Annotated in this window: 12 protein-coding genes; 2 read left to right on the plus strand and 10 right to left on the minus strand. The window is 63.6% G+C overall.

All coding sequences use genetic code 11. The annotated features are described in order from the left end of the window. Window positions 1-55: 55 nt before the first annotated feature. From IOC69_RS02090 to trpS, 10 genes are all read right to left on the minus strand, one after another. Entirely contained in the window at window positions 56-1897 is a 1842-nt protein-coding gene (locus tag IOC69_RS02090; protein WP_290541861.1) for a response regulator, read from the minus strand. A gap of 74 nt (window positions 1898-1971) precedes the next feature. Further along, window positions 1972-3504 carry a YifB family Mg chelatase-like AAA ATPase gene (locus IOC69_RS02095; protein WP_290541862.1) on the minus strand — a complete coding sequence of 511 codons (1533 nt, stop codon included), beginning with the start codon at window positions 3502-3504 and terminating at the stop codon, window positions 1972-1974. Window positions 3505-3562: 58 nt separating this feature from the next. Continuing rightward, window positions 3563-4585: a hemolysin family protein gene (locus tag IOC69_RS02100; protein ID WP_290541863.1), complete on the minus strand. Its 1023-nt coding sequence runs from the start codon at window positions 4583-4585 to the stop codon at window positions 3563-3565. After that, entirely contained in the window at window positions 4572-5045 is a 474-nt protein-coding gene (ybeY, locus tag IOC69_RS02105) for an rRNA maturation RNase YbeY (protein WP_290541864.1), read from the minus strand. The genes IOC69_RS02100 and ybeY overlap by 14 nt, the downstream gene beginning before the upstream one ends. Further along, window positions 5042-6022 (minus strand): PhoH family protein, encoded by a 981-nt coding sequence (locus IOC69_RS02110; RefSeq protein WP_290541951.1) that lies wholly within the window; start codon window positions 6020-6022, stop codon window positions 5042-5044. The genes ybeY and IOC69_RS02110 overlap by 4 nt, the downstream gene beginning before the upstream one ends. Before the next feature lie 45 nt (window positions 6023-6067). Then, window positions 6068-7441, minus strand: coding sequence for a tRNA (N6-isopentenyl adenosine(37)-C2)-methylthiotransferase MiaB (gene miaB, locus IOC69_RS02115; RefSeq protein WP_290541952.1), 1374 nt, complete (start codon window positions 7439-7441; stop codon window positions 6068-6070). 91 nt (window positions 7442-7532) lie between these two features. Continuing rightward, window positions 7533-8309, minus strand: a complete 777-nt coding sequence (locus IOC69_RS02120; RefSeq protein WP_290541865.1) for a 1-acyl-sn-glycerol-3-phosphate acyltransferase — start codon at window positions 8307-8309, stop codon at window positions 7533-7535. After that, window positions 8306-9415, minus strand: a complete 1110-nt coding sequence (tsaB, locus tag IOC69_RS02125; protein WP_290541866.1) for a tRNA (adenosine(37)-N6)-threonylcarbamoyltransferase complex dimerization subunit type 1 TsaB — start codon at window positions 9413-9415, stop codon at window positions 8306-8308. The genes IOC69_RS02120 and tsaB overlap by 4 nt, the downstream gene beginning before the upstream one ends. 34 nt (window positions 9416-9449) lie before the next feature. Further along, a complete protein-coding gene (locus IOC69_RS02130; protein ID WP_290541867.1) occupies window positions 9450-10010 on the minus strand; it encodes a NifU family protein in 561 nt (186 codons plus the stop codon). Between the two features lie 84 nt (window positions 10011-10094). Beyond that, window positions 10095-11135: a tryptophan--tRNA ligase gene (gene trpS, locus IOC69_RS02135; RefSeq protein ID WP_290541868.1), complete on the minus strand. Its 1041-nt coding sequence runs from the start codon at window positions 11133-11135 to the stop codon at window positions 10095-10097. 109 nt (window positions 11136-11244) lie between these two features. Between trpS and mutM the strand changes: the two genes are divergently transcribed. Next, complete coding sequence (mutM, locus tag IOC69_RS02140) at window positions 11245-12129, plus strand: bifunctional DNA-formamidopyrimidine glycosylase/DNA-(apurinic or apyrimidinic site) lyase (protein ID WP_290541869.1); 885 nt, start codon at window positions 11245-11247, stop codon at window positions 12127-12129. A 10-nt stretch (window positions 12130-12139) separates the two neighbouring features. Next, the gene (locus IOC69_RS02145; protein WP_290541870.1) at window positions 12140-12913 is read left to right on the plus strand and encodes an enoyl-CoA hydratase; all 774 of its coding nucleotides are present in this window, start codon (window positions 12140-12142) and stop codon (window positions 12911-12913) included. Window positions 12914-13134: the final 221 nt, after the last annotated feature.

Raw genomic sequence — 13134 nt, forward strand, 5'->3', positions numbered from 1 at the left:
CTCCCATTGCCTGATTGCCACAGACAGATATCAAGTGAAAGTTTGGCGACGGCGGTCAGGCAACCGCGTGACGTTTCATAAGTCGCGAGATTGCTTCCTCCAGCCCATCGCGGTCGAAGGGTTTGGACAGATAGCCGTCCATTCCGGCTTCGAGGCAGGCGTTGATGTCCTGGCGCCTGACGTTGGCGGTGAGCGCAAGGATGGGAATCCGCGGCAGGCCGCGGTCTGCTTCCTTCCGCCGGATTCTGCGGGTTGCCTCAAGTCCGTCCAGCACCGGCATCTCCACGTCCATGATCACGAGATCGGGACGCTTGCAGGCCGCAAGGGCCTCTAGAGCGTCTTCGCCGTTGCCGGCGGTGGTCACGCTGTAGCCTTCGCGGCGCAGAAGCGTGCTGGCCAGCAGCATGTTCACGGAGTTGTCCTCCGCCAGCAGAACATGAATCTGACGCCTCGATTGGAGAGAGATGACGTTGCGCTGCGACCGCAGCGTGACCGAAGGGTCGGGCATCTCGTCACGCGGCCCAACAAGCCGCAACAGTGAATGGCGACGGAAGGGTTTCAGAAGGTAGCCTGAAAAGTTTTTGGCCAGGAGATCGGCAAACTGCCGCCGTTCCTCGCTGCGCAATATCAGGCAGATGCGTCGTTCCGGTGCATTGCCCAGTTGCGACCAGGCATTGTGCAATATCTCGGCGAAATCGATGTCGCACAGCACGGTCGTATGGGAAGCGGCATCCGCATCCCCCAGAAAGCGGAGCAGCTCATGCGGATGATTCAGCATCCGCACGCTTGCGCCGCTGTCTTCCAGCGTCTCGCGGATGTGGTCGGCGGTGATCGAGGGCGACGCGGCCAGCGCGAAGCGGCGGCGGCTCAGCAATTCCTTCGTGCCCGCCTGCACGGCCTCGGCGAGGGGCAGAACGACGTCAAACGACGACCCCTCGCCCGGCGCGGACCGCACGGAGATTGTGCCGTTCATGGCCTCGACAAGGCGGCGGGAAATCGTCAGGCCCAGGCCTGTTCCTCCGTAGATCTGGCGCGTGCCGTCGTTGGCCTGGGTGAATTCCTCGAAAACATGCTGCTGCTCCGCCTCGGACATGCCGATGCCGGAGTCGCTCACTGTGATGGCCAGTCTGCTGTCCTCGCTCAGTCTTGCACTTATGCCGACGCCGCCCGAGGGCGTGAATTTGATGGCGTTGCCGCACAGATTCAGCAGGACCTGCCGCAGCCGCCGCTCGTCGCCGCGGATTTGCGGGGGGATTCGCATGGAGATGAAACTCGAGATCTCGATGCCCTTGGCATGCGCCCGCGGCGCCAGCAGCTCGGTGACGGATTCGATCAGGGCTGCAAGATCGAAGGGCGCCTCCGAGACATCGACGTTCCGCCGCTCGGCGATCGAGTCATCGAGCAGTTCGTCGACGATCGAGAGCAGGGCGCGGGCGGAGGAATCGGCCGTCAGGGCATAGTTGCGCTGCTCGGGCGTGAGTGGCGTTTCCATCAGCAGGCCGATCATGCCGAGGATGCCGTTCATCGGCGTGCGAATCTCATGGCTGGTGATCGCCAGAAAACGCGACTTCGCCACATTGGATGCCTGGGCGCGAAGATTGGCCTCCTGCAGGGCGTCAGCGGCGGCGGCAAGCTGCGCCAGCCGACGGTCGGTGGCCTTGCGCCAGAGAATCTGACCCAGCACCAGTCCGGCGGAAATGAGAAGTCCGATTGCTGCCAGCGCCGCTGTTATGACTGATGGCAGGGAGGGAAGCGCCGGCGCCGCGGCAATGCCCGCGAACAGCAGCATCAGCGCGGCAGAGGCGATGAGCCCGCTGTGGTTCACGCCGACCGGGCCCCCGGCGGCGACGGGTGAGTCCGGGGAAATCACGGCGTTGGCGTGAGGTTTCAGGCGCATGAACTGAACATGGCATGCGCCGCTTTGGAATGTTTTGTGCGCGAATGGACGTGGTAAAGAAACCGTAAACGGCCTCACGCTGCTGAAACGAAAGCGGCCAGCTTCTGCCGGTAACTCAGGGCCTCGGCGATGTGAATGCGCGCCACCTGCTCGCGCCGGTCCAGATCGGCAAGCGTACGCGCCACCCGCAGCACGCGGTGATAGCCGCGCGCCGAGAGCTTCATCGCATCCGCCGCGTCCCGCAGCAGCGTAAGGCCCGGCTGATCGGGCCGGGAGATATCTTCCAGCAACGCTCCGTCCGCCTCGGCATTGGTGCGCAATTCGGGCTTGCCGAGCGCGGCGAAGCGCTGGGCCTGAGTCTGCCGGGCTGCCAGAACGCGGCGCGCCACGTCCTCGCTCGCCTCCTTGGGAGGCGGCAGGCTCAGGTCTGAAGCCTTCACCGCCGCCAGTTCGATCTGGATGTCCATGCGGTCGAGGAGGGGGCCGGAAATGCGCGCCTGGTAATCGGCCGCGCAGCGCGGGCCATTGCGGCAGATATGGCCAGGTTGCCCGGCGAAGCCGCATTTGCAGGGGTTCATGGCCGCCACCAGCTGGAAGCGGGCAGGATAGGTGACGTGATAGTTGACGCGGGCCACGACCGTCTCTCCCGTCTCCATGGGCTGACGCAGGGACTCGAGCACGCGGGGCTGAAATTCGGGCAGCTCGTCAAGAAACAGCACACCATGATGGGCAAGCGCCATCTCTCCCGGCTTGGCGCGCAGGCCCCCACCCACCAGCGCCGGCATGGAAGCGGAGTGATGAGGCGCGCGGAACGGGCGGCGGCGCGACAGCTGGCCGTTCGACAGTTCTCCGGCAAGCGACGCCACCATGCTGATATCCAGCATCTCGCGCGAGTCCAGGGGTGGCAGTATTGAGGGGAGGCGCTGCGCCAGCATGGATTTCCCGGCCCCGGGAGGACCCACCATCAGAAAGTGATGGCCACCTGCCGCCGCCACCTCGAGCGCGCGCTTGCCGGTCTCCTGCCCCTTGACGTCCTTCAGGTCGGGAAGTTGTTCGGTCTCCGCTGCCACGGCGGGCTTGGGCCGGGTCAGAACTTGCGTTCCCCGCACATGGTTGATCAGCTGGATCAGGTTTTCCGGCGCCAGAATGTCGGCATCCTCCGCTGCCCAGGCGGCCTCGGCCCCGGAGGCCTTCGGACAGATCAGTCCCATGTCGCGCCCATTGGCGGCGATGGCGGCGGGCAATACACCGGACACGGCCATCAGCGCACCGTCGAGCGCCAGTTCCCCCATGGCCACATAGCGGGTGAGGAAATCCTGCGGGATAATGCCAAGCGCCGCGAGCACCGCGAGGGTGATCGGCAGGTCGAAATGGCTGCCTTCCTTGGGCAGGTCGGCAGGCGAGAGGTTGACGACAAGCCGCTTGCCGGGGAGAGCCAGCCCGATGGCATGGAGGGCGGCGCGGATGCGTTCCCGGCTTTCGGCGACCGCCTTGTCGCCAAGCCCCACCACGCTGAAGGCGACTTGCCCGGACAGGAAGTGCGCCTGCACGTCAACGGGCACGGCCTCGATGCCCTGAAACGCCACCGTTGCCGCGCGAGACGTCATTCACCATCCTCCATAACCTGACGTTACAGGAGGTTAGAATATCAGTCAAAACTTTGGATCAGCCAGAGGATCCGTCGCCTGCGGCCTCGGCATTCGGCGGGCTCACGTTGCGGGCATTGATCCGCACCCGCTTCACCCGGCGGGGATCGGAGTCAAGAATCTCGAACTCGAGGCCGCTTTCATGCCGGATGATCTCGCCGCGCGTCGGCACGCGTCCGGCGATCTTGAAGATCAGCCCTGCCAGCGTGTCGGCCTCTTCCTCCTCGTCCTCCGGCAACAGGTCGATGCCAAGCAGGGCTTCCAGCTCTGCGAGATCGACGCGTCCATCCGCGAGCTGGATTCCCTCTTCCACCGGCTTGATTTCGAGATCCTCTTCGGTGTCGTGCTCGTCGGCAATGTCGCCAACAATCACCTCCACAAGATCCTCGATTGAGACCAGGCCCTCGGTGCCGCCATATTCGTCGATTACGATGGCAAGATGCGTGCGGCTTGCCTGCATCCGCACAAGAAGGTCAGTGGCCGGCATGGAGGGCGGAACGAACAGCACGTCGCGGTTGAGGCCAGCCTGCTTCACCGTCGTCGACAGCGCGGCGGCGGCGATGCTGAGGCCGGGCGGCGGCGCCTTCTCGGTCTTCTCGATTTTCCCGGACTTCGCGGTGCGCCGCTTGCGCGTGCCGCGCGAGGCCATCCAGCGCAGGAAGTCCTTGACGTGAATCATCCCGGTGACGCCGTCCAGCGTCTCGCGGTAGACCGGCATCCGCGAGTGGTTGGCATCGATGAACTTTGACAGCAGCTCCTGCATGCTGTCGGTCTCGTCGACGGCCACGATGTCGACACGCGGCACCATCACGTCGTCGACGCGGAGGCCCGAGAATTCGATGATGTTGAGCATCATCGATTTTGCTTCCTCGCCCACCGTCTCGCCGGGGTTTTGCGCCTCGTGGCTTTCGATAGCGCCTTCCAGGCTCTCGCGGAGGCCCACGTCCCGGCTGCGGCCAAAGCGGCTTCTCAGGCGTTGCCAGAGGCTCTCCCGCAGGGTTTCGGAGGGCGCCGTGCCGCCCGGGCGGTCAGTCTCGCTCATAGGGATCGGATATGCCCAGGCGTTTCAAAATGCGCGTCTCGAGCGCTTCCATCGCTTCAGCCTCGGCGTCGCCTTCATGGCCGTAGCCCAAGAGGTGCAAGGTGCCGTGAACAATAAGGTGGGCAGTGTGGTCATGCAATGTCTTGCCCTGCACCGCCGCCTCGCGGGCGATCGTCCCATGGGCCAGGACGATGTCACCAAGCGGACGCGGCTCGCCCTCCGGAACCGGCATGTTGTCAGGGGCCGGAAATGACAGGACGTTGGTCGGCGTGTCCTTGCCGCGCCATTCGGCATTGATCTCGGCGATCCCGGCATCGTCCGCGAACAGCACGGCGACGGCCCAATTGCCTCCGTTGCGTTCGGCTTCCGCGAGGGCGGCCTCGACAGCCGAATGAGCAAGCTCCTCAATTCCTGCCATGGCCAACCAGGCATCGTCCTCGACCTCGATGGAAACGGTCATTTCCTCGGCTTCGGCGCCTTCTTGTCATAGGCCGCCACGATGCGACCGACCAGCGCATGGCGCACAATGTCCGAATTGCTGAAACACACTGACGCAACGCCCGCCACGCCCTTCAGCACGCCCACCGCATCCGGCAAACCCGATGAGATTCCGGACGGCAGATCGACCTGCGTCGGATCGCCCGTCACCACCATCCGGCTGCCCTCGCCAAGCCGGGTCAGAAACATCTTCATCTGCTGCGGCGTGGTGTTCTGCGCCTCGTCGAGAATAATGAACGCGGCGGAAAGCGTTCGACCGCGCATGAAGGCAAGCGGCGCAATCTCGATCTGGTTTTCGGCAATGCCCTTCGCCACAAGGCTCGCCGGCATCATGTCGTAAAGAGCGTCGTAAAGGGGCCGGAGATAGGGATCCACCTTCTCCTTCATGTCGCCGGGCAGGAAGCCCAGGCGCTCGCCGGCCTCCACCGCCGGGCGCGACAGGACGATCCTGTCCACCTCGCCGTTCATCAGCGCTTCCGCGGCGCAGGCCACGGCAAGGTAGGTCTTGCCGGTGCCCGCTGGCCCGATGCCGAAGACCAACTCATGCTTGCGGATCGCCTCGATATAGGCGCCCTGCGTGGGGGTGCGCGGCGTGACCAGCTTGCGGCGGGTGCGGATGGCCCCGCCTGGAACATTGGTTTCCTGGGCTTCGCGCATGCGAATTGCACCATCCACCTCGCCCTTGGTGATGTCGAGACCCCGTCTGGCGCGATTATAGAGCGCCATCAGCACGTCGCGCGCCGCGTTGCGGCCCGAATCACTGCCGCGCACGGCGAGGCGGTTGCCGCGCGGCGTGATATCGACGCTGAGCCGGTGCTCAAGCACGGCGAGATTTTCGTCATGTTCGCCGCAGAGCAACAATAACAACCGGTTATCGTCGAAGGAAAGGGTGAGAATATCCGACTCTTCTTGCCGGGAGCCGGATGCATGGCTGCCGATCTGGGCCGCAGTGACGGGCGGATTCAAGGAATGACTTCTCCGTATTTAGACTGCCCCGGCATAATGGCCCGAAAGGCTGTTGGATCCAACGCCCGATATGTGGGTATCCACGATCATTCCGATAAGCCCGGGTTCTGCCTGAATATGGACGGACTGGAGATAGGGCGATCGACCGACCAGCTGGCCAGCGTCGCGTCCGGGCTTTTCGAGCAGAACGGAAAGGGTGCGGCCCACCATCGCTCCATTGAACGCGGTCTGCTGGGCATGGACCAGCGCCTGCAGCTCCTGCAGCCGAACTGACTTCTCAGCTTCAGGTATTTGTTTCGCGCTCTCCGCCGCCGGAGTGCCCGGCCGGGGCGAGTATTTGAACGAAAAGGCACTGGCGTATCCGACCTCGCGGATGAGACTCAGTGTCGACTCGAAATCATTGTCCGTTTCGCCCGGAAAACCGACAATAAAGTCGCCAGAAACTGCAAGATCTGGTCTTGCCGCGCGGAACTTCTCGATCAAGCGAAGGTAGAATTCAGCTGTATGTCCGCGGTTCATCGACTTCAGTATCGTATCGCTACCTGATTGCACCGGAAGATGCAGGTAGGGCATCAGCTTCGGATTCTCGGCGTGGGCGGCAATCAGCTCGTCCGTCATGTCCCGCGGATGGCTCGTCGTGTAGCGCAGCCGTTCGATACCTTCGATGCGTGACAGTTCGGCGACGAGGCCCGCCAGCCCCAGGCTGCGGCCCCGGTCGTCCATACCGTGATAGGCATTGACGTTCTGGCCGAGCAACGTGAATTCCTTGACCCCCTGCCCGGCCATGCGCCGCGCCTCTTCCACGACCTGCGCCACCGGGCGGGAGAACTCCGAACCGCGCGTATAGGGCACCACGCAGAAACTGCAGAACTTGTCGCAGCCCTCCTGCACGGTGAGGAAGGCGGTAACCCCCTTGCGCGGTTGCGCCTTGGAATCGAGCTCCCCGAACTTGTCCGCGGCGGGGAACTCGGTCTCGACCACCGCCCTGCCCGACGCGCTCCGCCGGGCCAGCAGCTGCGGCAGGCGATGGTAGGTCTGGGGGCCGAACACCAAATCAACGGCCGGGGCACGCCTCACAATCTCCTCGCCCTCAGCCTGGGCCACGCATCCGGCGACCGCTATCAGCATCTCGGCCCCAAGTTCCGCCCGCGCGCGCTTCATCCGCCGGATCTTGCCCAGTTCCGAATAGACTTTCTCGGCGGCCTTTTCGCGGATGTGGCAGGTGTTGAGGATGATCAGGTCCGCCCCCTCCGGCGTTGCCGTATCGGCATAGCCCAGGGGCCCGAGCACATCGCGCATGCGCTCGCTGTCATAGACGTTCATCTGGCAGCCATAGGTCTTGATGAAGACCTTCTTCAGGGCGTTGTCCATGGGCGGAGGCCTCTCGGGCATTTTACGGTCAAGTGGAAACCGGTTGACCTTGGAAAATGCGACCAAACAAAGAGATAGAGCAGGTTTCGATTCCACCGAACCGAAACCTCCTCTAGCGGATTTTCGCTCCGCGGTGAAGCGCCAGGACGAGGCCGCGGCGCACCTCCTCTTCGGCATGACGGGCAAGCGCCTTGCGATTCAGCTCGCCGCTCGGTGAGAGGGGCTTATGGCAGATGATTTTTACCTCGATGGGGCCGGAGCTAACGGCGCCCAGCAGGTGCGGGATGAGCTCCATATCGCCATACCAGGCGTAGGAGGGAAGAAGGCGGCGGTTCATCGGCAGGTTCCGGTGGCCACAATAGGCCAACGTCACCGGCTGTACGACAACGCCAGGAATCTCGGCGGCGCCGAAGAAGGAACTCTTGAAGGGCAGTACGCTGCGCCCATCGCCCGAGGTGCCCTCGGCAAACAGCACGAGGATGTCGCCCGCCTTCAGGCGCTCCCGCATCTCGTCACGCGCGCCACCGGTGGCATGGCGGCGGTCACGGTTCACGAAGACGGTGCGCTGCAGCCTCGCAAGGCTTCCGAAGAAAGGCCACCCCGCAACCTCCTTCTTGGCAATGAAAGATACCGGCGCCACCGCGCTCAGCACGACAATGTCCAACCAGCTGACATGGTTTGCCGCCACCAGAAGCGGCCCTTGCTCCGGCAACCTGCCGACCACTTCCACCCTCACGCCAAGCATGCGGCAGACAAGGCGATGATAGTGCAGGGGCAAGGCCTTTGCCATTCCCGGCCACAGCCAAACGAACAGCTGCTGCAGCGCCATCAGGGGCAAGGTAAGCACGCCGAACAGGATCAGCGCCACACCCTGAAGGAACCGGTTCACGGGTGAAGCTCGCGGCGCAATACGATGGCATCCTCAAAGCCGCCATGACGCTTGTAGTAACCCTTGCGGCGGCCCGCTTCGGCAAAGCCCGAACCGGTGTAGAGCGCTTGTGCCGGCAGGTTCGATGCCGCCACCTCCAGGAACAGGTGGCGAACCCCCCGCGCTGCCAGAACTGCCAGCTGCCACGCCAAAAGCTGATGTGCAACGCCGCGCCGCTGCACGGCGGGACGCACGCCAATGGCGATGATTTCCGCCTCATCCAGGGCCTGGCGGGTGACGATGAAGCCAAGAGGGTCTCCGCCATCATGCGCGAGCGCCGCCTCCGTTCCAGGCGTTGACAGCATCTCCGCAAAGGTCTGTGCGTTCCAACCGTCATCGAAGCTTTCGCCGTGCAGCGCGGCAAGAAGCCCGTCCGCCGCAAGTCCTGCCGGCTCGATCCTCATCGCTTTGAACTTTCGCAGTCCTGCCGCTTGCGGCCTGGCGTCGGGCGTCCGCAAATAGAGCGGGGCAGGCCTGTTGCCTGCGGCGGCTCCGGCATAAATCCTTGCGAACCGCGACGCAACCGGCAGCGGAAAAGCTTGCGAAAGTATGAGGTCACCGCGCCCGCTTGCCGCCACCGCGGACCGGGCCGCCGTCCCCAGCACGACCGTCTTGCCCGGCAATCCGGCTGCAACATGAGCCGCAACCGCCACCTGCGGTCCCATGATCAGCTTGCGGTCGGCATCGAACAGGGCGGCATAGACTTCGTCATTGCGTGCATCCGAAACGACGAGCAGATGAGATCGTGCAGTCTCGTTCGCGGCGATGGCCGACAGGCTGTCGATGCCGATCACCGGAATACCGCGCGCCAGCCCCAGCCCGCGCGCCATGGCAAGCCCGATGCGTACACCGGTGAAGGCGCCGGGGCCAGTGGTCACGGCAACTCGGTCGATCTGAGACATGGCGAGGCCGGAACATGCCATTACCTCCGCCACCATGGAAGGCAGGGCCTCGGCGTGGCCGCGTTCCATCTCCACGAGGGCAGCCGCCAGCGGCAACGCAACCTCCGTGTCGATCACGGCGGCAGAACAGGCGGCCATCGCGGCATCGAGGCTGAGGATCTTCATGGGGCGGCGTGATAGGCCGCCCCGGGTCCAAAGGTCAAACGGCGCGGACTTCGCTCACTTCCGGGACGAAGTGGCGGAGCAGGTTCTCGATGCCGTGCTTCAGCGTGGCGGTGGAAGACGGACAGCCGGCACAAGAGCCCTTCATGTTGAGATAGACCACGCCTTCGCGGAAGCCGTGGAAGGTAATGTCTCCACCGTCCTGCGCCACGGCCGGACGCACCCGCGTGTCCAGCAGCTGCTTGATGGTGCTCACCACCTCGGCGTCGCCTTCCTCGAAGAATTCCCCGTCCGCAGCCTCGGCCTTCAGCGCTTCGCCAAGCAGCACCGGCGCGCCGGAGAGGTAATGGTCCATGATAAAGCCGAGAATCGCAGGTTTCATGTGCTGCCATTCCGCACCCGACCGGGTGACGGTTATGAAGTCCTGTCCGAGGAATACGCCCACAACACCATTCACCGAGAAGAGCTTCTGGGCGAGCGGCGACTCCGCTGCGGCCTCTGCATCCCGGTAGTCGCGGGTAATGCCGGGCAGCACGGGCTTGCCCGGCAGGAATTTCAGCGTGGCGGGATTGGGGGTGGCTTCCGTCTGGATGAACATGTCCGATTCCTCTGCTCGGGAATTACATAGCCCGAGTTTAGAATCATTTCAAACTGTTCCGGCGCGGCACGCCATCTCAGCCTGTCAGGAAACGATGAAACCCACGATTTCGCGCGCCTTGCGCATGATGGGCGCGGCAATCGCCCGGGCCCGCGCGGAACCATCCCTCAACACGCTTTCGACATAGGGCCGGTCGGCCTGCAACCTTTTGGTTTCCTCGCCAACCGGGCCAAGCCGGGCAACCGCGAGATCGGCGAGGGCGTTCTTGAACGCTGAGAACTGGCCGCCGCCATACTGGCCCAGCACCTTGTCCAAGCTCTCGCCGGAAAGGGCGGCATAGATGCCGGTCAAGTTGTCGGCTTCGGGGCGGCCCTTGAGGCCTTCCGCTTCGCTCGGCAATGGCTCCGGGTCGGTCTTGGCCTTGCGGATCTTCCTGGCGATGGTGTCGGCATCATCCGTCAGGTTCAGCCGCGACAGGTCGGAGGGGTCCGACTTCGACATCTTCTTGGTCCCGTCACGAAGGCTCATGACACGCGTCGCGGGGCCGGTGATGTAGGGCTCGGGCGGCACGAAGAACGTGCCATCGGCGAAGCCTGCCGCCTCGATCGCCTCCCTATAGTCGAGGTTGAATTTGTTGGCGATGTCACGCGCCAGTTCGAGGTGTTGCTTCTGGTCCTCGCCCACCGGAACGTGAGTTGCATGGTAGCCGAGGATATCCGCGGCCATCAGCACCGGATAGGTGTAGAGGCCGACGGAGGCTGCCTCCTTGTCCTTGCCGGCCTTCTCCTTGAACTGAGTCATGCGGTTCAGCCAGCCGATGCGCCCGGTACAGCCGAGAATCCAGGCGAGTTCCGCGTGCTCCGCCACCTGTGACTGGTTGAAGATGATGCTTTTCCCGGGATCGAGGCCGCAAGCGAGATAGGCCGCCGTGACATCGACGATGGCGCGGCGCAGTTCCTTGGGATCCTGCCAAACCGTGATCGCATGCATGTCCACCACGCAGTAGATGCACTCATGCGTGTCCTGCATGTGGATCCAGTTCAGCATGGCCCCCAGGTAATTGCCGAGATGCAGATTACCTGTCGGCTGCATGCCGGAAAAAACGCGCGGGACGAAATTGGACATCAGGACCCCTCTTGATCGGAAGCGCGCCGCTTATGCCCGCTATCGGGAGCCCTGAAAAGAGCCCCGCGCATGGCTTGCCATCGCCACCCCGGCACGGTCTAAGAAGGCCATGCCTGAGCTTCCGGAAGTCGAAACCGTCATGCGGGGGTTGAAGCCCGTGCTGGAAGGCCGCCGCATCGCGGGAGTCACCCTGCGGCGGGCGGGCCTGCGCTTTCCCTTCCCTCCGCGCTTTTCCGAAAGGCTGGCGGGAAGCCGGGTCACAGGACTCTGGCGCAGGGCCAAATACATTCTGGCCGGCCTCGACTCGGGCGAGGTTCTGCTGGTCCATCTCGGCATGACCGGGCGCTTCACCGTGTTGCAGGGTCAGCAGGCGCGGAGCCTCGGTGAGTTCTATTTCGAATCCGCAACCGGCGAAGCGGGGCACGGGCCGCATGATCACGTGGTGCTTGCGCTCGATGACGGCACGCATGTGGTCTACACCGATCCGCGCCGCTTCGGAATCATGGATCTTTTCCCGGAAGCGGAGGCCGGCAGTCATAAGCTGCTTTCCGGCATCGGCGTTGAACCGCTCGGCAACGAATTCAACGTGGGCTATCTGGCCGCATGCTTCCGCGGCAAGGCAGCCCCACTCAAGGCGGCGCTGCTCGACCAGCGCATCATTGCCGGTCTCGGCAACATCTATGTCTGCGAGGCGCTGTTCCGCGCCCGGCTGTCTCCCCGCCGCAAAGCCCGGACCCTGGCCAGAAAGAAGGGCCATGACCCCCGCCTTGATGCATTGATGCGCCACGTGCGCGAGGTTCTGGCGGAGGCCATCGCCGCGGGCGGCTCCACGCTCCAGGACTTTGCCCACACCGATGGCGCAGCAGGCGCGTTTCAGCAGCGCTTCCTCGTCTACGGCCGTGAGGGCGAGCCCTGCATGAACTGTGGAGCGCCCGTCAAAAGGCTTGTGCAATCGGGCCGATCAACCTTCTATTGCCGCCACTGTCAGACATAGGACGGACGCCATGGCCTTTCAGAACATTATCGTCGAAATCCGCGGCCAGGTGGGCCTCGTGACCCTCAACCGGCCGCAGGCGCTCAATGCGCTGAACGAAGCGCTGATCGCCGAGCTGAATGAGGCGCTGAGTGATTTCGAGTCGAATCCCGGGATCGGCTGCACCGTGATCACCGGCGCCGAAAAGGCCTTCGCGGCGGGCGCCGACGTGAAGGAGATGGCGCAGAAGGGCTATGTCGAATCCTATCTTGGCAAGTTCCTCGATGGCTGGACGCGCATTGCGGAAACCCGCAAGCCGGTGATTGCGGCCGTCTCGGGCTTCTGCCTCGGCGGCGGGCTGGAGCTTGCCATGATGTGCGATATCGTCATCGCGTCGGAAACCGCGCGCTTTGCGCTTCCCGAGATTACCCTGGGCATCATGCCGGGCGCGGGCGGCACCCAGCGCCTGCCGCGCTTTATCGGCAAGGCCAAGGCCATGGACCTGATCCTCACGGGCCGCATGATGGACGCGGCGGAAGCCGAGCGTTGCGGCCTCGTCGCCCGTGTCGTTCGGCCGGAAAATCTGTTGGACGAGGCCATGGCAGCCGCCGCCAAGGTCGCTTCATTTTCCACCCCCATCGTCATGATGGCCAAGGAAACCGTGAACCGCGCCCAGGAAATGAGCCTTGCAGAGGGGGCGCGTTTCGAACGCCGCCTGTTCCTCTCGATGTTCGCCACCGAAGATCAGAAGGAAGGCATGCAGGCCTTTGTCGCCAAAAGGAAGCCGGATTTTCGCAATCGATAAGGAAAGCCAGAGTGTACCAGAGCTTGCACGAAGGACAGGAAAATGATATAATTTTTATATAAATCTAAAAATCGTTAAGCTTTGCAATGTGTCCGCTGCGAACGATGTGGTGTTTCTACCCTTCTCCCATCGTAACACCACCCCGCCAGCGCTGCGCTTGTTCTGACAATCTGCCGGACCTCGAACGCCTCGATCAGAGTCCGAAATTAATGGTACGGAAG

Origin of the sequence: Aestuariivirga sp. (assembly GCF_020252405.1) — a bacterium.
GTDB lineage: Bacteria > Pseudomonadota > Alphaproteobacteria > Rhizobiales > Aestuariivirgaceae > Aestuariivirga.